The organism is Streptomyces sp. URMC 123 (assembly GCF_051386515.1).
Taxonomy (GTDB): domain Bacteria; phylum Actinomycetota; class Actinomycetes; order Streptomycetales; family Streptomycetaceae; genus Streptomyces.
The window spans coordinates 1-18,904 of the sequence record NZ_JBPQTV010000111.1 but is presented as its reverse complement, the minus strand read 5'-3'; the positions used below and the strand labels follow the sequence as shown (position 1 = coordinate 18,904).

The window sequence follows — 18,904 nt, the reverse complement described above, 5'->3', positions numbered from 1 at the left end:
CGAGCGCCGGCTCGGCAGCCTCTCCGGGGGCGAACAGGCCCGGCTCGGCCTGGCGTGTCTGATCGCCGCCGCCCCCGCTCGAAGCCGCGACGGTCGACCACGGTGCAGCGCATCCACTTGACCAGCACCGCGCCATCGTACGGGGCGCGGGGTGACGCCCCTCACTCCCCGCCGGGCCGCCAGTCGCGCAGCCGTTCGACGTCCGCCGGGCTCAGCTCGATGCCGAAGTGACGCGCGAGCACGGAAGCCCACTCATGGGCCTCCAGGTCCCGCTCCTCGATGTCCTGCCCGGGGCGCGCGATCGACAGGTGGGCGCCGAGCAGGGTGTGCCGCGCGCCCGGCTCCCTTCGCTGCACCACGGGCCGCCCGGTGAAGGGGGAGCGCGGATGCGTCGAGATGTAGTAGTTCATCACCGCGTAGTCGACGGGGTACTGCCGCTCCAGGGTGAAGCTGTACAGGTCGAGCCAGCCGTCATCGCGCAGCGTGCGCAGTACGAAGGTCTCCCTCCCGCCGGTCTCGCCCTCGCCGGTCCCCCTCCCGCCGGTCTCCCTCCCGCAGGCCTCTCCCCCGACGGCCTCCCCGCCGCCGTCGCGCGTCGCCTCCAGCGCGAAGGTCCACCGCTCCTGCCGTGCCCGCGCGCCGTGCCGCAGGGGAAGGGGCTCCAGCAGTCCGTCGCCACCGAAGCCCACATCGGCGAGCCAGTACTGATCCTCGCAGCGCACCCGCAGCATCATGTGGGTCACCGGCCGCAGTCGCTCGCTGCCCATCCGCACCCGTCCGCCCAGGCCGTGGACCTCGAACCCCATGCGCTCCAGGGCGGCCGCGAGCAACAGGTTCTGCTCGTAGCAGTAGCCCCCTCGGCGCCGGTGCACCATCTTGGCCTGGAGGTCGTCGAGGCCCAGGAGGATCGGCCGCCCGAGGATGATCTCCAGGTTCTCGAACGGGATCGCGGCCGTGTGCGCCCGGTGGACGCTCCGCAGGGTGTCGAGCGTCGGTTCGAGGGGCCCCTGGAGGCCGATCCTCGACAGATACGCGTCGAGATCCAGATCGGCGGCGCCCCACACCGCATCACTCATGCGCCGTACTCCTCACGTCTCGACCGGCGTCGGGATCATTGTCCCCTTCCGCCCGCCGTGCCGCGCGCTCCCGCGCCCGGGGAGCGCCCTTCGATTCCCCGACGTGGCACCATGGACAACCAACGCCATTCCTCGGGCAGTTCCGGGCAGTTGCGGGCGCGATCGCGTGGCGACCCCTGTGCTGTCGGGGGCTTGGAGTCTGCCGAGGGAGGACATTCCGTGAGCGGTCTCAACAAAGGACTTGGCACCGTCGCAGTGACGCTGAAATGGGACCCCAGCCCCTTCGGCGCGGCGGCCCACGATCTCGACATCATCGCGGCCACGTACACCGCGGACGCCCCGTACGGACCGCCCGCGTATCTGGTCCACTTCGACAGCCGGTCGCCGGACGGCACCATCACCCTCAACCGGGACAGCCGGACCGGCCAGGGCTTCGGCTACGACGAGGTCATGACCCTGGAGCTGGACCGCCTGGCGCCCGTCTTCACCCGGGTCGTCGTGGGGGTCGCCATTCAGCAGGGCGGCGCGCGGAAGACCTTCGGTGTCGTCGCGAACACCGCTGTGCGCCTCGCCGAGGGCTATACCGAGCTCGCCCGCAGCGATTTCTCGGGGGTGCGGGACGCCACGGCGGCCACGGTCGCGGAATTCACCCGTGACGCGTCGGGAGAATGGCAATTCCACCTGATCATGCGGGGCTTCGACACGGACCCGGAGTCCTTTGTCACGCTGATGGGAAACGCCCCCACCAGCCACTGAACTCGCCAGTCGCTGAACCCACCAGACAGCGGGAAGAGGAAGAGGCGGAGCCGATTGCCGGCTCCGCCTCTTCCTCTCATGTCACATCACACCGATCAGCTGCACCCGCTGGTCGAGCCGCAGCCCTCGCACAGGTAGCAGCTGCCCGCGCGGCGCATCTTCGTGCCGCAGGAGAAGCACAGCGGGGCATCGGCGTTCAGCCCGAGCTGCATCTCCACCAGTTCGGTGGAGTTGTGCGCCTGCTTGGGCGCCGGAACCGCGGCGGCCACGTCCTGCTGGGGCGCGGCCGGAGCCTTGGGCGCCTCGATGTGGCGCGGCGCGGACTGCGCCAGGCCCTCGACGTCCATCTCGTCGTCGGCCGGCTCGTACGAGCCCGTCTCCAGGTGGCGCTGGCGCTCCTCGGCGGAGTGGATGCCGAGCGCCGAGCGGGTCTCGAAGGGCAGGAAGTCGAGCGCCAGGCGGCGGAAGATGTAGTCGACGATCGACTGCGCCATCCGCACGTCCGGGTCGTCCGTCATGCCGGCCGGCTCGAAGCGCATGTTGGTGAACTTCGAGACGTAGGTCTCCAGCGGCACGCCGTACTGGAGGCCGACGGAGACGGCGATGGAGAAGGCGTCCATCATGCCCGCGAGGGTCGAGCCCTGCTTGGACATCTTCAGGAAGACCTCGCCGAGGCCGTCGTCGGGGTAGGAGTTGGCGGTCATGTAGCCCTCGGCGCCGCCGACCGTGAAGGAGGTGGTGATGCCGGGACGACCCTTCGGGAGGCGCTTGCGGACCGGGCGGTACTCGACGACCTTCTCGGCCACCGGCTCCGGCTTGGCCTCGGCCTTCTCCTCCTTCTTCTTGACGGAGAGCGGCTGACCCACCTTGCAGTTGTCGCGGTAGATCGCCAGCGCCTTGAGGCCGAGCTTCCAGCCCTCGAAGTAGACCTCCTCGATCTCCTCGACGGTGGCCGACTCGGGAACGTTCACCGTCTTGGAGATCGCGCCGGAGAGGAACGGCTGGGCGGCGGCCATCATCCGGACGTGGCCCATCGGCGAGATGGAGCGCTCGCCCATGGCGCAGTCGAAGACCTCGTAGTGCTCCTGCCGCAGGCCCGGGGCGTCGATCACATTGCCGTGCTCGGCGATGTGGGCGACGATCGCCTCGACCTGCTCCGGCTGGTAGCCGAGCCGCTTGAGCGCCTTGGGGACCGTGTTGTTCACGATCTGCATGGAGCCGCCGCCGACCAGCTTCTTGAACTTGACCAGCGCCAGGTCCGGCTCGACGCCCGTGGTGTCGCAGTCCATCATCAGGCCGATGGTGCCGGTGGGGGCGAGCACCGACGCCTGGGCGTTGCGGAAGCCGTGCTTCTCGCCCAGCCGCAGGACGTCCTGCCAGGCCTCGGTGGCCGCGGCCCAGACCGGGGTGTCCAGGTCGTCCATCCGCTTGGCCTCGGCGTTGGCGTCCGCGTGCTGCTTCATGACGCGCTGGTGCGCCTCGGCGTTGCGGGCGTAGCCGTCGTACGGGCCGACGACCGCGGCGATCTCGGCGGAGCGGCGGTACGAGGTGCCGGTCATCAGGGAGGTGATGGCACCGGCGAGCGCGCGGCCGCCGTCGGAGTCGTACGCGTGGCCCGTGGCCATCAGCAGGGCGCCGAGGTTGGCGTAGCCGATGCCCAGCTGGCGGAAGGCGCGGGTGGTCTCACCGATCTTCTCGGTGGGGAAGTCCGCGAAGCAGATGGAGATGTCCATCGCCGTGATGACCAGCTCGACGACCTTGGCGAAGCGCTCGGCGTCGAACGACTGGTGGCCCTGGTCGTCGTCCCGGAGGAACTTCATCAGGTTCAGCGAGGCGAGGTTGCACGAGGAGTTGTCCAGGTGCATGTACTCGCTGCACGGGTTGGACGCGGTGATCCGGCCCGTCTCCGGCGAGGTGTGCCAGTGGTTGATGGTGTCGTCGTACTGGATGCCGGGGTCGGCGCAGGCCCAGGCGGCCTCGGCCATCTTGCGGAAGAGCGCCTTGGCGTCGACCTCCTCGATGACCTCGCCGGTCAGACGGGCGCGCAGGCCGAACTTCGAGCCGCTCTCGACCGCCTTCATGAACTCGTCGTTCACCCGGACGGAGTTGTTGGCGTTCTGGTACTGGACCGACGTGATGTCGTCCCCGCCCAGGTCCATGTCGAAGCCCGCGTCCCGCAGGGCGCGGATCTTCTCCTCCTCCTTCACCTTGGTCTCGATGAAGGCCTCGACGTCCGGGTGGTCCACGTCGAGGACGACCATCTTGGCCGCGCGGCGCGTGGCGCCACCGGACTTGATCGTTCCTGCGGAGGCGTCGGCGCCGCGCATGAAGGAGACCGGCCCGGAGGCGTTGCCGCCGGAGGAGAGCAGCTCCTTGGAGGAGCGGATGCGGGAGAGGTTGAGACCGGCGCCCGAACCGCCCTTGAAGATCATCCCCTCTTCCTTGTACCAGTCGAGGATCGACTCCATGGAGTCGTCGACCGAGAGGATGAAGCAGGCGGAGACCTGCTGCGGCTGCTTGGTGCCGACGTTGAACCACACCGGGGAGTTGAAGCTGAAGACCTGGTGCAGCAGCGCGTAGGTCAGCTCGTGGTCGAAGATCTCGGCGTCCGCGGGGGAGGCGAAGTAACCGTGCTCCTCGCCGGCCTTGCGGTACGTGCGCACCACACGGTCGATGAGCTGCTTGAGGCTGGACTCGCGCTCCGGCGAGCCGACAGCGCCACGGAAGTACTTGCTCGTGACGATGTTGACCGCGTTGACCGACCAGAACTCGGGGAACTCGACGCCCCGCTGTTCGAAGTTGACCGAGCCGTCGCGCCAGTTCGTCATGACGACGTCACGGCGCTCCCAGACGACCTCGTCGTAGGGGTGCACGCCGGGCGTGGTGTGGATGCGCTCCATGCGCAGGCCCTTGATCGCCTTGCCGCCCTTGGCACGGGAGCCGCGTGCCGGGCCGCTCGTCGTCTCTGTCATTCCGCCTCCCTGATACGGGCAAAACGCCCTGATGTGCCCGCTTGTTCCCGCGGCACGATGTCTGTCTGAATGCCCGAGCGCGCCGTGCGCGCCGGGCAGGTCTGTGGCAGGTCTGTGGTGGCGCCGTCAGTCGGCGGCGCCGGCCGGCGCGGGGACCTCGGGTCCCTCGTCCGCGGGGTCCCGGCCCGCACGGTCCCCGCGCTCTCCGCGATCCGCGCCGACCGGGGCGGCCGCCCGCGTGTCGCGCAGCTCCGCGATGGCGGCCTCGAAGTCCTCGAGCGAGTCGAACGCCCGGTAGACGGACGCGAAGCGCAGATAGGCCACCAGGTCGAGCTCCTGGAGCGGGCCCAGTATGGCCAGGCCGACGTCATGGGTGGAGAGCTCGGCGCTGCCGGTGGCGCGCACGGCCTCCTCGACCCGCTGGCCGAGCTTGGCGAGGGCGTCCTCGGTGACGGGCCGGCCCTGGCACGCCTTGCGCACGCCGGAGATGACCTTGTCGCGGCTGAAGGGCTCGGTGACCCCGCTGCGCTTGATCACCATGAGTGACGCCGTCTCCACCGTGGTGAAGCGGCGGGAGCAGTCGGGGCACTGGCGGCGCCGGCGGATCGAGGTCCCGTCATCGGTGGTGCGACTGTCGACGACGCGGCTGTCGGGGTGTCTGCAGAAGGGGCAGTGCATCGCTCTCAACCCTCCTATGACCCTGGAACCCATCGAACAGCGCGGCACGGCACAACACGGCCGTACGCCTTCGCCGGGCCCGGGGCCCGTCCGAAGCAGCCCCCAGCATAGGTGATGCCCCTGGGTCTCATGAGACGGGGGAACACAACTTGTGGGCGACCGGGCCCCATGAAACCACTAGATCTGGTGGGCTGGAGCCAACCGGGCGGACCGCGTGTCGCGCCGCCCCGGCGCCCGGAAAGCCTACGGGAGGCGGGCCGCCCCACGGGCGTCGGGGCGCGGATGCGAGACTGGGCGACGTCCGAGGACGGAGCCGCGCCCCGCCGAGCGGAGCCCGGAGAGCCCGTGGCAAAGACTCTCCCAAAACCTCTCGGGCGCCGGGGAGCGCCTCGCGGGTACGCGGAGGGCGGCGTCGCGACGTGCCGCGCCGGGGCGGCCGCGGGTTCCGGCGTGGACGCGACCGGTCGGCGCCGGCGTATACGGAGCGTGACAATCCGGGGCTCGCGGAGGGCCGGATGGTTCGCGGTCTTCACGGCGAAGGGTACGCTCTGTGACGTCTGTACCGAATTGACCTATCGCCTATACACCTGACCAGAAGGTCACGTCAGGCCATTCGCAGAATTTCACTCGAACGTGTGTTTGGCGCAACCTTTCGAAAGCAACTACCGTTGTCCGACTAGGGAGAACATCTCGAGAGGGGCCGACGACGTGACGACCACCGCAGACAGTGCCACCATCACCGCCCAGGACCGCTCCCAGAGCCGACACGACCAGCCGACGCACCCGATGAGCGAGACCGCCGGCGTCACGGGCCACGAGGGGCAGAAGCCCGCTCGTTCGCTGCCCGGCCGGCCACCAGGAATCCGGGCCGACAGCTCGGGCCTCACCGATCGGCAGCGGCGTGTCATCGAAGTGATCCGGGACTCGGTGCAGCGGCGTGGTTACCCTCCGTCGATGCGGGAGATCGGCCAGGCGGTCGGGCTGTCGAGCACCTCGTCCGTCGCGCACCAGCTGATGGCGCTGGAGCGCAAGGGATTCCTCCGCCGCGACCCGCACCGCCCCCGGGCGTACGAGGTGCGCGGCTCGGACGGACCGAACACGCAGCCGGCGGACACCACCGGCAAGCCGTCCGCCTCGTACGTGCCCCTGGTCGGCCGGATCGCCGCGGGCGGACCGATCCTCGCCGAGGAGTCGGTGGAGGACGTCTTCCCCCTCCCCCGGCAGCTCGTCGGTGACGGCGAGCTCTTCGTGCTGAAGGTGGTCGGCGACTCGATGATCGAGGCCGCCATCTGCGACGGCGACTGGGTGACCGTCCGCCGCCAGCCGGTCGCCGAGAACGGCGACATCGTGGCCGCCATGCTGGACGGCGAGGCCACCGTCAAGCGCTTCAAGCGGGAGGACGGCCATGTCTGGCTGCTGCCGCACAACTCCGCGTACCAGCCCATCCCCGGCGACGAGGCCACCATCCTGGGCAAGGTCGTCGCCGTGCTGCGACGGGTCTGACCTCACCCTCTCTCGACCGGGCCCCGGAATCCCTGCGCCGGTTCCGGGGCCCTGTGCTGTCCTCATCCGTCGGAGCGCTGCTCGCCCTCAGCTCTCCCGACGGCTCTCCCAGGGGCTCTCTCAGCGGCCTCAGCGGCCCTCCGCGCGTGCGGCCGCGTCGATCGCGGCGAGCGAGCGCCGCACCTGATTGCGGTCCACCGTGTACCAGAAGTCCGGCATCGACGCCCGCAGGAAGCTGCCGTACCGCGCCGTGCCCAGCCGGGGGTCCAGCACCGCCACCACTCCGCGGTCGCCCGAGGCCCGCACCAGCCGACCGGCGCCCTGGGCCATCAGCAGGGCCGCATGCGTGGCCGCCACGGCCATGAAGCCATTGCCGCCGGCTTCCTCCACCGCCTTCTGCCGGGCGCTCATCAGCGGGTCGTCCGGGCGGGGGAACGGAATCCGGTCCATCACCACCAGCTGACAGCTCGCCCCCGGCACATCCACGCCCTGCCACAGCGACAGGGTGCCGAACAGGCAGGTACGGGGGTCGGCGGCGAAGGTGCGGATCAGCTCGCCCAGGGTCTCCTCGCCCTGCAGCAGGATCGGCACGTCCAGCCGGCCCCGGAGCGCCTCGGCCGCCGCCTGCGCCGCTCGCATCGAGGAGAACAGCCCGAGGGTCCGCCCTCCCGCCGCCTCCACCAGCTCGGCGAGCTCGTCGAGCATGTCCGCCCGGCCGGCCTCGCGGCCCGGCTGGGCCAGGTGCTTGGCGACATAGAGGATGCCCTGCTTGGGGTAGTCGAACGGCGAGCCGACGTCCACGCCCTTCCAGACGATGCCCTCCTCCTCGGAGGCGGCCGTGCCCTCCGGGGGCAGGCCGAGGGAGGCGGCGACGCCGTTGAAGTCCCCGCCCAGCTTGAGCGTCGCCGAGGTCAGCACCACCGAGCGCTCGCTGAAGAGCTTCTCCCGGAGCAGACCCGACACCGACAGCGGGGCCACCCGCAGCGAGGCCCCGAAGCGGTCGTGCCGCTCGTACCAGACCACGTCGTACTCGGAGCCCTCGACGATGCGCTCCGCGACCGCGTGGATGTTCTCCACCGACGCCAGGGCCTGCTTGCGCACGGCGTCCTCGTCCTGGACCGAGGAGTCGCGGGTGGCGCCCAGCGCCGAGACGACCGTGCGCGAGGCGTCCCGCAGCGCCATCAGCGCGTAACCGAGGTCCTCGGGAATCTCCTCCAGCCGGCCGGGCAGCGCCAGCTCCATCAGCCGTTCGAAGCCCTCCGCCGCCGTCTGGAGCGCGTCCGCGGCCTTCTCGTTGACCAGCTTCGCGGCGCGGCGCACCGCTCGGTTCACCGCGCCGGGGGTGAGCTCGCCGGTGGCCACGCCGGTGACCCGGGAGACCAGCTCATGGGCCTCGTCGACGATCAGCACCTCATGGCCGGGGAGCACCGGGGCGCCCTCGATGGCGTCGATGGCGAGCAGCGCGTGGTTGGTGACGATGACCTCGGCAGCCTTGGCGCGCTCCCGGGCGGCCTCGGCGAAGCAGTCGGCGCCGTAGGTGCACCGGGAGGCGCCCAGGCACTCGCGGGAGGAGACGGAGACCTGGGCCCAGGCGCGGTCGGAGACGCCCGGGGTCATGTCGTCACGGTCGCCGGTCTCCGTCTCGTCGGCCCAGTCCCGCAGCCGCAGCAGGTCCTTGCCGAGCTTGCTGGTCGGGGTGGCGGACTCGAAGACGTCGAAGAGGCCCTCCTCCTCTTCCTGCGGCACCCCTTCGTGCAGCCGGTGCAGACAGAGGTAGTTGGACCGGCCCTTGAGCATGGCGAATTCCGGGCGGCGGCGCAACAGGGGGTGGAGCGCCTCGACCGTGCGGGGCAGATCGCGCTCGACGAGCTGCCGCTGGAGGGCGAGGGTGGCGGTGGCGATCACCACCGGCTCGCCGTGCGCCAGGGCCGGCACCAGATAGCCCAAGGACTTTCCGGTGCCGGTGCCGGCTTGGACCAGCAGATGGGAGCCGTCGGCCACGGCGTCGGCGACGGCTTCGGCCATGGCCACCTGGCCAGGGCGTTCCACGCCGCCGACGGCGGTCACGGCGGCGTGCAGCAGGTCTGGGAGAGCGGGCTTCGTCATAGCGTCACCACCCTACGTGGCGCCACTGACAACGGGAGCCCTCTTCGTCAGGGCTGGAACGGCTTCCTCAGGGCTGGTGCAGCGGATTGGGCACGGTGCCGTGGACCGCCGCGTGCGGGCGGTCGGGGCGGTCGCGGTAACCGTCCAGGTGCAGCCGGTTACGGTTCAGGCAGAGCCGCTCGATGCGCGGTGTGAACAGGTCGAACATCTCGTGGCGGTCCTTCAGCTCCGGGAAGCGGGCGTGCTGGCGCAGGATCTCCGCCCGGACGAGTGACCAGAACTCGCGCTCGGGCACGCCCAGTTGGTCCTCGCACAGGGGAGCGAGGTAGCGGAAGACGCCGACGAACAGCCCGGAGTGGATGAACTGGGTGAGGAAGGCGGACGGCTCGGTGAGCAGAACGGACCGCACCTCGTCGGGCATGCTGTCCTGTTCCGGCAGGGGCTCGGCGCTGACGTTGACGTCGTCGACGAAGTCCTTCAGCGCGAGGCGCACCGGGATGTCCCGCTCGTCGAACACCACGATGGCGTTCTCGCCGTGCGGGGAGAAGACCGTGCCGTACCGGTAGAGGAAGTGCAGCAGCGGCGGCAGTACGGCGCCGAAGAGCCGGGCGAGCCACACCGGGGGCGTGAGCCCGGAGCGCCGGACGAGCTCCGCGGTGAACGAGCGGCCCCGCGGGTCGGTGTGCAGCAGGGCGGCCAGGGTACGGGCGCGCTCCCCGGGTTCGAGCTGCGGCAGGAGGGACTCGCGCCAGATGCAGCCCAGCAGTTCCTTGTACTGGTACGGGACGCTGGGCAGCCGGTCGTAGAGAGGGTGCTCGACCGTGACGGAGGCCGTTTCGCCGAGCAGGACGACCCGGGTCTCGTCGCGCAGGAACGGATCGGCGTCGCGCAGGGCGTGCACCCAGCAGGTCACCGCGGGCGCGGCCAGCGTGCGCTCGGTGGGCAGCCCGCGCCAGACCAGCGTGTTGAGCACCGAGAGCGGCAGCTTCACCGTTCTGGCCCGGGGGCGACTGGTGTTGAGGAAGGTGCGGATGGACTGCTGCGGCAGGCGCAGGTCGCTGTCAGTGGGCAGCGCGATGATGGTGCCGTCGGCGATCTGCGGAGCGAACAGCGGCGCGATGGTCTCGTCCCACTGCCAGGGGTGGACGGGGAGCCAGAGGTAGTCGCGGGGGTCGCGCCCGTGGTCGGCGACGGTCCGGGCGAAGGCGTCGCGGGTTTCGGGGGTGAGTTCCTGTGCGTAGAGGCGGTCGGGGGCGGCGAGTGACGGCACCCCTCGGTACTGGGCGATGTCGGTGTGGACCGCGAGCCAGGGCAGCCGCTGGGGTATGCGGGCCTCGGGGGCCCAGCGGGCCGCGTCGGCGGCGGAGAAGCCGAGGCGCCCCTTGTTGGCGACGATCCAGGGATGGCCCGTCTGGTGTCCCTCGAGTTCGGCGTAGTCCAGCTCGGCGAGCTGGGCCGCGCTCAGGGCCGTGGCGTCCAGACGGATGTCGGCGGCCAGGGTGGCGGTGAGCTCCCGCATCAGATGGCCGGTGGTGTCCCCGCTGAGGCCGAGGACGGTGTCGTGGGCCAGGGCGAGGAAGCGCAGGGGATCGCCGGTCGGGGTGATCGAATCGGGGTCCACCCGCCAGTGGCCGTACGCGCCGCGCCGGGCGTGGAAGCGGTAGCTGGTGTCGGCGGTGACCGGCAGGCGATAGGCGGTGGGGTCGTCGGGATCGGGCTCGGGGGTGATCACGTCTTCGTAGGCGAACTCGGCGAGCATCTTGGCGAGCAGTCGGCGGCCGGCGTGCTGCCAGGCGTCGTGACGCTGCTGTGGGGACGGTCGCAAGGTCGAGGCTCCTCGGTTGGTTACGGGAACGGGCCGAGCGCTATGGAGCGTAGAGAGCCGGGCACGGGGGCGGGAGACGGCATGACAGGCCAGCGGCCGGGTCATGGCCCGCTCATGGCCGACATCCCACGCCGACATCTCACCGTGGGCGGCCGGCTCACAGCGGCCCGCTCACAGCAGATGGCGCAGTGAGCGCTCGCGGATCATGAGCGCCGCCCGCTTACCGGGGAGGTCCAGTTCCGCGGCGAAGCGAAAGCCCGCCCCGAGAAAGGCTGCCACGCACGGGGTGTTGCGCAGGTCGGGTTCCGCTACGACCCGGGTACAGGCGGGCCGGTGGTCCAGGACGAGGTCGGCGGCGGCCCGCAGCAGTGTGCTGCCGATGCCCCGGCCGCGGTCCCCCACGGCGCCGATCAGCAGGTGCAGGGCGGTGTCGTGGGGGCGTGCGGGGTAGTGGCGCGCCAGGGGGTCGAGATCGGCGCGATACACCTCCCAGTAGCTCATGGGGGTGCCGTCGAGGACGCCGAGGCAGGGCACGCTGCGGCCGTCGGCGGCGAAGCGGCGCCGCAGATGGTCCGCGGTGATCTCGCCGGGGCCGTCGAGCCCCCAGAAGGCCGCGACCGCCGGATCGTTCATCCAGCGCGTGATCAGCGGCAGATCGCGGTGGACGCGGACGGGAACGAGCTGGAGGACGCCCGCGCGGGTGGCCGTCGGCCCCCAGTCGGCGAGTGAGTCCAGCAGATCCGCCGCGCCGGGGCGGGGGTGCGGACCGGTGTCGGGCGTTCCCGCGTCGGCACCGGCGTCGGCGCCGACGGCGTGGGCCTGGCCGTGCTCCTCGGCGATCCTCGCCCGCACCTCGGCGACCTGCGGCAGTTCCGACGGCAGGTGCAGTTCGAGGGTGTCCTCGTCACTGGAGCCGGGGCTGGAGCCGGGACTGGAGTCGATGGGCCGCACGGCGCCGCTCTCCTCTCACCGGTGACGCCGTCGCCGGGTCATGTGCCGGGGTCGATCAAGGGTTGGTGTCAGGGTCGGTGTCAGGGGTCCATGGCAGGGGCCGGTGACGAGGGGGCTGACGGTGACACAGCCGTACCGGGTGGCGACCCTCCGGGGAGGAGAAGCGCTCCGCGGTCTCGTTCCACCGCCGCGATCGCGTCGGACAAGCGGTCGAGCACCGCCTCGGCCTGCTCATCGCTGATGGTGAGGGGAGGAAGGAGCCGGACGACACCGGCCTGGGGACCGGTGCCCAGGCCCACGATCAGGCCCCGGCGGAGCGCTTCCCGCCGCACCGCGGCGGCCACGGCGCGGGTCTCGGGCCCCGGCGCGGCGGTGACCCGCTCGCCGCTCGGGTCGGCCATCCGCAGTCCGATCATGAGGCCCCGGCCGCGTACCTCCGCCACGCACGGATGACAGCCGGCCAGCCGCCCGAGGCGGTCGAGCATGCGGCCGCCCACGGCCGCCGCCCGCTCCGCGAGCCGGTGGCGGCGCACATGCACCAAGGTGGCGGCGCCGGCCGCCAGGGCCAGCTGATTGCCGTGGAGCGCCTCGGGAGCGTCCTCGGACGGCTGGGGACCGAGGTCCTCGCGGTGCACCACGACCGCGAGCGGAAAGCTGCCGCCGATGGCCTTGGAGAGCACCATGACGTCCGGCACGACACCGCTGTGCTCGACGGCCCAGAACGCGCCGGTGCGCCCGACGCCGGTCTCGGTCTCGTCCACGACCAGGGGCATACCCCGGGCCGCCGTGGACGCGCGCAGCGCACGCAGCCGGTCGTCGGCCGGCCGGTCGCCCATCGGGCGACGGTCCGCCGCGCAGGGCACGAGGGGCGCCGGCGGCTCCGATCGTCCGGGCCGCCCCGTGGCGTCCGCGACCAGGCTCAGCGCGGTGCGCACCGCGTCCCCCTCGGCAGGGCCGCAGAACCGCACCCGCGCGCGCTTCGCGAGGTCGCCGGGCAGGCTCCGCAGGAGCTCGGCGATGAACGAGTCCCGCACCGGTGTGGCGAAGTCGAGGGCGTGCAGGGGCGCCCCCGAGTCAAGGACCGAGCGGATCGCCTCCAGCACGACCGGGTGATTGTGCCCGAGCGCCAGAGTGCCGCCGCCGGACAGGCAGTCGAGATAGCGCCGGCCGTCGGCGCCCTCGACCGTCATGCCGCGGGCCCGCACCGGCACCACGGGCAGCGCGCGGGCGTAGGTGCGGGCCGCCGCCTCCCGGTGCGGCGGGCGCGGCGGAGCGGCACCGGCCACGGGCGCGCGCGGCGGAGCGGCGGTCTCCGGTGACCGGGCGGGCCGCGTCACGGTCATGTCTCCTCCGTCCGCCCGTTGAACGCCCGTCGGCTGTCCCTCGTACGTACCAACGACGACGCGAGCGACCGAACACGGGCAAAGGGAAGATCCTTGGCGGCGCCACCGTCCCCGAGCAGGCGGAACCACGGACCCGGCGGCGGCCGTCCCCAACGGCACCGGCATAGTTGGGGCCCGCGCCCCGACCGTGGGGTGCCCGACAACCGAACACCATGCCCAGCACACCGAAGAACCGAACCCACGCACCACACGCCATGCCCGACTCACCGCACGCCGCGCACCCGGCCGCACCGGCCGCGCGCACGGCACCACAGGCTCGAACGTCTCCAGGGGGACCCCACATGCCAGCCATACGCCCGCCCGCCAACCGTCACCGGCCCGGGTGGAGGACGCCGGGTGCCCGGCGCGTCGCTCCGGCGCTCGGCGCGGCGGCGCTCGCGGCCGTTCTCGCGGTCACCGCGACCGGCTGCGGTCCGTCGGGCGATGCCGCGAGCGACAAGCCCAGCGCCTCCCCGGCCCAGCTCGGGGGTGACCTCGCCCTGCCGCCCGACCTCGACGCGCGGCTCAAGGAGATGGGGCTGGACCTGGACAAGTGGAAGAACGGCGAGTGGAAGAAGTGGAACAAGGAGCAGTGGCTCCGTGAGGCCGAGGACTTCATCAACCCGATCATCGAGGACCTCTGGAAGCCCGAGCGCATGCAGGAGGCGCAGGAGCCGCAGAAGACCGTTCCGCAGGACGTCTCGGGCGACCAGGGAGTCACCGACCCGGAGCCGCGGCCGGTGAAGGCCCAGCCGGTGCAGACGCCGTACCGGACGAACGCCGCTCCGGTGGGCAAGGTCTTCTTCGACGGCCCGCAGGGCTCCATGGTGTGCTCGGCCACCGTGGTGAAGGACCCGGCCAACCCCGGCAAGTCCAACATGATCTGGACGGCCGGCCACTGTGTGCACGCGGGCAAGGAGGGCGGCTGGTACCGCAATATCGCCTTCGTCCCGTCGTTCAACGACAAGGCGCTGCCGGCCTCCCAGGTCAACCGCGCGCCCCGGCAGGAGGTCGCCCCGCTGGGGGTGTGGTGGGCGGACTGGGCCCAGACCTCCAAGCAGTGGATCGCCCAGGGTGCCGCCCAGGGCGGCGCCGGCGCCCCGTACGACTTCGCGGTGCTGCATGTGAAGCCGGAGAAGGGCACCACCAAGTCGCTCGAGGAGACGGTGGGCGCGGCGCTGCCGGTGGAGTTCAACGCACCGCCGGTCAAGGACGTCGCGAAGATGGGCGCCTGGGGCTACCCGGCGGCTCCGCCGTTCGACGGCGCGCGCATGTTCTCCTGTGTGGACAAGCCGGGCCGGCTGTCCCTGTTCGCCTCGCAGCCGACGATGTACCGCATCGGATGCACCATGACCGGTGGCTCGTCGGGCGGCGGCTGGTTCGCCAACGGGCCGGACGGCAAGCCCGCGCTGGTGTCGAACACCTCGATCGGCCCGACGAACGCCAGCTGGCTCGCCGGCCCGCACCTGGGCACGGAGGCCAAGGGCGTGTACGAGAGCGTGAGCAAGAAGTTCGCGCGCCGCTGACCGCTGACGATCGTCGTCTTTCCGCTACGGCGAAGGCCGCCCCCGGATCTCCGGGGGCGGCCTTCGCCGTATCTCACCGCGTCACGCGCGGCTCACGTGCCGTGTCGTGCGACCTCAGGCGCGGTCGGCCGGGGTGAACGGCTGGAACTCGGCTGCCAGCTCCTCGTGGACCCGGACGTGGAGCCGGGTGCCCTCCTCGGTGTGCTCCTCGGAGATCACCTCGCCCTCGGCGTGCGCCCGCGAGACGAGGCCACCGTGGGTGTACGGCACCAGCACGTCGAGCTCGACCTGCGGCCGCGGCAGTTCCGCGTCGATGAGCGCGAGCAGTTCCTCGATGCCCTGGCCGCTCCGGGCGGAGACGGCGATCGCGTGCTTCTCCATCCGCAGCAGCCGCTGGACGACAAGCGGATCGGCCGCGTCCGCCTTGTTGATCACCACGATCTCGGGCACGTCCACGGCACCGACATCGCGGATGACCTCGCGGACGGCCGCGAGCTGCTCCTCCGGCGTCGGGTGCGAGCCGTCGACCACATGGAGGATCAGATCGGCGTCGCCGACCTCCTCCATGGTGGAGCGGAACGCCTCGACCAGGTGATGCGGGAGGTGCCGGACGAATCCGACGGTGTCGGCCAGGGTGTAGAGCCGCCCGCTGGGCGTCTCGGCCCGGCGCACGGTCGGGTCGAGGGTGGCGAACAGGGCGTTCTCCACCAGCACGCCCGCGCCGGTGAGCCGGTTGAGCAGCGAGGACTTGCCCGCGTTGGTGTATCCGGCGATGGCGACCGAGGGCACCTTGTTGCGCCGGCGCTCCTGCCGCTTGATGTCACGGCCGGTCTTCATCTCCGCGATCTCCCGGCGCATCTTCGCCATCTTCTCGCGGATACGGCGCCGGTCGGTCTCGATCTTGGTCTCACCGGGACCACGGGTGGCCATGCCGCCGCCGGACGAACCGGAGCCACCACCACCCATCTGCCGGGAGAGCGACTGGCCCCAGCCGCGCAGCCTCGGCAGCATGTACTGCATCTGGGCCAGCGAGACCTGGGCCTTGCCCTCTCGGGACTTGGCGTGCTGCGCGAAGATGTCGAGGATCAGGGCGGTGCGGTCGACCACCTTGACCTTGACGACGTCCTCGAGGTGGATGAGCTGGCCGGGGCTGAGCTCACCGTCGCAGACGACGGTGTCCGCGCCGGTCTCCAGCACGATGTCCCGCAGCTCCTGGGCCTTGCCGGAGCCGATGTACGTGGCCGGGTCGGGCTTGTCGCGGCGCTGGATCACACCGTCCAGCACGAGCGCGCCCGCGGTCTCGGCCAGCGCGGCCAGCTCCGCCAGGGAGTTCTCCGCGTCCTGCACCGTGCCTGAGGTCCAGACGCCCACCAGCACCACGCGCTCCAGGCGGAGCTGGCGGTACTCGACTTCGGTGATGTCCTCGAGCTCGGTGGACAGGCCCGCGACACGGCGCAGCGCGGCCCGCTCGGAGCGGTCGTACTGCTCGCCGTCCCGCTCCTGATCGATCTCTTGGCTCCAGGCGACGTCCTCTTCCATCAGGGCGTCGGCCCGGAGGTTCTCGGAGAACGAGCGCTGGGCGGACTGGGAAGGGGAAGAAGAGGAGGTCATTTGATCCTTACGTCGAGTGAGTGAAATGTCTCGTCGGGACAACGTCCGGGGCCCTCCGGGGATTCCCGCACCGGGCCGGGCGGCGTCACCGACCTGAAGATGGTCGCATGCGAAGGCGGGTTCGTCACCCGTATTTCCGACGGAGGGTGGGTGATCGGCCACCGTCGGCGACGGGTGGCGGGTCCGACCGCCAGTCGGGGTGGCCGGGCATCGGCGGGGTGCGCTCGCCCAGGAGCCAGGGCCGCAGGAAGTCGCGCAGGTCCGCGCCGGCGACCGCGCAGGCCAGGTCGACGAAGTCGGCGGTGCGGGCCACGCCGTCGCGGTGCCGCAGCACCCAGAGGCGCTGCAGGTCCTCGAACGCCTCGGGGCCGACGCGCTGCCGCAGGGCGTAGAGCACCAGCGCCCCGCCGTCGTAGACCCCCGGCCGGAAGATGCCGTGCCGCCGGCCCTCCTCCGGCCGGGCGGGGGCGGCGGGCGGGCCGCCCTCGGCGCGCCAGCCGTCGGACTTCCGGTACGCCTCGCGCATCCGGTCGACCAGGCGGCGCGCGCCCGCCTCGTCCGCGTACAGCGCCTCGTACCAGGTGGCGTGCCCCTCGTTCAGCCAGAGGTCGGACCACCGGGCCGGGCTGACGCTGTTGCCGAACCACTGGTGGGCGAGCTCATGGATCATGATCGAGTCCACGTACCACTCGGGGTACCGCGGGTCGGTGAAGAGGCCGCGCTCGAAGAGCGAGAGCGTCTGGGTTTCGAGCTCGAAGCCCGTACGGGCGTCCGCGACCAGGAGTCCGTACGTCTCGAAGGGGTACGGGCCGAGCCTCCGCTCCAGCCAGGCCATCTGCTCCGGCGTCTTGGCCAGCCACGCCTCCAGCGCCTTCCGGTCGGCCGCCGGTACGACGTCGCGCAGGGGCAGACCGCCGGGGCCGGTACGGCGCGGTACGGCCGAGCGGCCGATGGAGACCTGGGCCAGTTCGGTGGCCATGGGGTGGTGGGTGCGGTAGGTCCAGGTGGTGCGCGGCCCTCGGGTGTGCGGCGGGCCGGCCGGCAGCCCGTTCGTGACGGCCGTGATCCCCCGGGGCGTGGTGACCCGGAAGGTGAACATCGCCTTGTCGGAGGGGTGGTCGTTGCAGGGGAAGACCCGGTGTGCCGCGTCCGCCTGGTTGGCCATCGCCAGGCCGTCCTTCGTCCGGAGCCAGCCGCCGCCCTCGCCCACGGGGTCACTGGTGTGGCGCACGGTGATCCGCGCCGGGGCCCCCTCGGGGACGGCCACCGCCGGTGTGATCACCAGGTCCTCGCCCACCGTACGGAACCGGGCGGGCCGTCCGTTGACGCCGACGGACCGTACGGTGCCGCGGGTGAAGTCCAGGTTGAGCCGGCGCAGGGGCGCGGTGGCGCGGGCGCTGATCCTGGTGACCGCTTCGAGGGGGGCGCGGTTGTCGCCGGTGTAGGCGAGCGCGATGTCGTAGGCGAGCACGTCGTAGCCGGGGTTGCCCAGGTGGGGGAAGAGCTCGTCCCCGATGCCCAGGGCGCCCGGCGGCGGGGTGGTGGCGGCGACCAGGGCGGCCAGGGCCGTCACGGCGACGGCGGTGCGGCGGACCCGCGCGCGACCGCTCCGGCGGCCGGAGCGCGGCGGACGCCCTGCGGATCGGATCATGGTTTACGGCTATCAGCGCGGGGTGCGCCGTCGGCGACGGCGCGCGCGCACCACGCGGAACAGCGGCCGAACGAGTGGCATACGGACGGGTGTGCCGGGGGACGCGGGCGCGGTCGGTACGGCGCGCGGTGCGGCCGTACTGAGCGAGGTGCGCCCGTACTGAGCGAGGGCGGCACCGTACTGCGCGAGGCGGCCGCACCGGGCGAGGGCCGCACCGTACTGCGCGAGGCACGGCCGTACGGCATGGGGTGGCCGCCGCTGCGGACGGCAGCCGACGTCGTACGGCCGGCGGGGCTCCGTACGGTCAGCGGGGCGCGGAGGACTGGTGCTGGTAACGGCTGACGTCGAAGACCCCGGGCACCTTGCGCATCGCTCGGATCAGCGCCGGCAGCAGGGCCGCGTCCGGCAGCCGCAGGGTGTAGGTGTGCCGGACGCGCTGCTCGTGAGGGGGCTCGACGGCGGCCGAGACGATGGCCGCGCCCTCCAGGGCGATGGCCTCCGTGAGGTCGGCGAGCAGGTGGGGGCGGCCGAACGCCTCCGCGAGGAGGGTGACCCGGCAGTCGCCGCTGCCGGCGCCGTCGTCGGCCTCGCGCCAGTGGACGGGGACCGGCTTGCGCCCGGCCCGTGTCATCCGGCCCACCTCGGGGCACCGCACCCGGTGCACGGTGACCGCACCGCCCCGGACCGTGAAGCCGGTGACCGTGTCGGGCGGCACCGGCGTGCAGCAGCCCGCGAGCCGCACCGGGGCGCGTACGGGCGTGGCACCGTCGGGGGCGTCGGGCAGTTCCGCCACGGCGGCCGCGCAGGGCGTGCGGACGGTCGGGGCGGTGCGGTCACCGTGCACCGGGTGCGGTGCCCCGAGGTGGG

At 72.0% G+C, this 18,904-nt stretch carries 13 protein-coding genes; 3 read left to right on the top strand and 10 right to left on the bottom strand.

Features of this window, described 5'->3' with window-relative positions; translation table 11 throughout:
- Positions 1-161: 161 nt before the first annotated feature.
- Entirely contained in the window at positions 162-1,076 is a 915-nt protein-coding gene (locus ACSNOD_RS15430; protein ID WP_436767494.1) for an arylamine N-acetyltransferase family protein, read from the bottom strand.
- 219 nt (positions 1,077-1,295) lie between these two features.
- Between ACSNOD_RS15430 and ACSNOD_RS15425 the strand changes: the two genes are divergently transcribed.
- The gene (locus ACSNOD_RS15425) at positions 1,296-1,832 is read left to right on the top strand and encodes a TerD family protein (protein ID WP_436767493.1); all 537 of its coding nucleotides are present in this window, start codon (positions 1,296-1,298) and stop codon (positions 1,830-1,832) included.
- A gap of 95 nt (positions 1,833-1,927) precedes the next feature.
- Here ACSNOD_RS15425 and ACSNOD_RS15420 read toward each other — a convergent pair whose 3' ends face one another.
- Both ACSNOD_RS15420 and nrdR read right to left on the bottom strand, forming a co-directional pair.
- On the bottom strand, positions 1,928-4,804 hold the full coding sequence (locus ACSNOD_RS15420; RefSeq protein WP_436767492.1) for a vitamin B12-dependent ribonucleotide reductase: 2,877 nt from the start codon (positions 4,802-4,804) through the stop codon (positions 1,928-1,930).
- A 126-nt stretch (positions 4,805-4,930) separates the two neighbouring features.
- Positions 4,931-5,482 (bottom strand): transcriptional regulator NrdR, encoded by a 552-nt coding sequence (nrdR, locus tag ACSNOD_RS15415; protein ID WP_436767491.1) that lies wholly within the window; start codon positions 5,480-5,482, stop codon positions 4,931-4,933.
- A 708-nt stretch (positions 5,483-6,190) separates the two neighbouring features.
- Here nrdR and lexA point away from each other — a divergent pair.
- On the top strand, positions 6,191-6,985 hold the full coding sequence (gene lexA / locus ACSNOD_RS15410) for a transcriptional repressor LexA (RefSeq protein ID WP_436767490.1): 795 nt from the start codon (positions 6,191-6,193) through the stop codon (positions 6,983-6,985).
- Between the two features lie 129 nt (positions 6,986-7,114).
- Here the strand turns inward: lexA and ACSNOD_RS15405 are convergent, their stop codons facing one another.
- The 4 genes from ACSNOD_RS15405 to ACSNOD_RS15390 form a co-directional block, all read right to left on the bottom strand.
- The gene (locus tag ACSNOD_RS15405; protein WP_436767489.1) at positions 7,115-9,091 is read right to left on the bottom strand and encodes an ATP-dependent DNA helicase; all 1,977 of its coding nucleotides are present in this window, start codon (positions 9,089-9,091) and stop codon (positions 7,115-7,117) included.
- Between the two features lie 67 nt (positions 9,092-9,158).
- Positions 9,159-10,916, bottom strand: a complete 1,758-nt coding sequence (locus ACSNOD_RS15400) for an IucA/IucC family protein (protein ID WP_436767488.1) — start codon at positions 10,914-10,916, stop codon at positions 9,159-9,161.
- Between the two features lie 171 nt (positions 10,917-11,087).
- Positions 11,088-11,867, bottom strand: coding sequence for a GNAT family N-acetyltransferase (locus ACSNOD_RS15395; protein WP_436767487.1), 780 nt, complete (start codon positions 11,865-11,867; stop codon positions 11,088-11,090).
- 80 nt (positions 11,868-11,947) lie between these two features.
- Positions 11,948-13,210 carry an aminotransferase class III-fold pyridoxal phosphate-dependent enzyme gene (locus ACSNOD_RS15390; protein WP_436767486.1) on the bottom strand — a complete coding sequence of 421 codons (1,263 nt, stop codon included), beginning with the start codon at positions 13,208-13,210 and terminating at the stop codon, positions 11,948-11,950.
- A 341-nt stretch (positions 13,211-13,551) separates the two neighbouring features.
- On the opposite strand from ACSNOD_RS15390, the gene ACSNOD_RS15385 reads away from it, so the two are divergent.
- Positions 13,552-14,775: a trypsin-like serine peptidase gene (locus ACSNOD_RS15385; protein ID WP_436767485.1), complete on the top strand. Its 1,224-nt coding sequence runs from the start codon at positions 13,552-13,554 to the stop codon at positions 14,773-14,775.
- Positions 14,776-14,889: 114 nt separating this feature from the next.
- Here the strand turns inward: ACSNOD_RS15385 and hflX are convergent, their stop codons facing one another.
- The 3 genes from hflX to ACSNOD_RS15370 all read right to left on the bottom strand — a co-directional run.
- Positions 14,890-16,386 carry a GTPase HflX gene (gene hflX, locus ACSNOD_RS15380; protein WP_436767484.1) on the bottom strand — a complete coding sequence of 499 codons (1,497 nt, stop codon included), beginning with the start codon at positions 16,384-16,386 and terminating at the stop codon, positions 14,890-14,892.
- A 124-nt stretch (positions 16,387-16,510) separates the two neighbouring features.
- Positions 16,511-18,037, bottom strand: a complete 1,527-nt coding sequence (locus ACSNOD_RS15375) for a M1 family metallopeptidase (protein ID WP_436767483.1) — start codon at positions 18,035-18,037, stop codon at positions 16,511-16,513.
- Between the two features lie 304 nt (positions 18,038-18,341).
- On the bottom strand, positions 18,342-18,904 hold a 563-nt coding region (locus ACSNOD_RS15370; protein ID WP_436767482.1), incomplete at its 5' end, for an ACT domain-containing protein.

Coding starts and splice junctions, on each gene's coding strand:
- hflX (WP_436767484.1), bottom strand. CDS start 16,386: ATGACCTCCTCTTCTTCCCCTTCCCAGTCCGCCCAGCGCTCGTTCTCC.
- ACSNOD_RS15390 (WP_436767486.1), bottom strand. CDS start 13,210: ATGACCGTGACGCGGCCCGCCCGGTCACCGGAGACCGCCGCTCCGCCG.
- nrdR (WP_436767491.1), bottom strand. CDS start 5,482: ATGCACTGCCCCTTCTGCAGACACCCCGACAGCCGCGTCGTCGACAGT.
- ACSNOD_RS15430 (WP_436767494.1), bottom strand. CDS start 1,076: ATGAGTGATGCGGTGTGGGGCGCCGCCGATCTGGATCTCGACGCGTAT.
- ACSNOD_RS15375 (WP_436767483.1), bottom strand. CDS start 18,037: ATGATCCGATCCGCAGGGCGTCCGCCGCGCTCCGGCCGCCGGAGCGGT.
- ACSNOD_RS15385 (WP_436767485.1), top strand. CDS start 13,552: ATGCCAGCCATACGCCCGCCCGCCAACCGTCACCGGCCCGGGTGGAGG.
- ACSNOD_RS15405 (WP_436767489.1), bottom strand. CDS start 9,091: ATGACGAAGCCCGCTCTCCCAGACCTGCTGCACGCCGCCGTGACCGCC.
- ACSNOD_RS15420 (WP_436767492.1), bottom strand. CDS start 4,804: ATGACAGAGACGACGAGCGGCCCGGCACGCGGCTCCCGTGCCAAGGGC.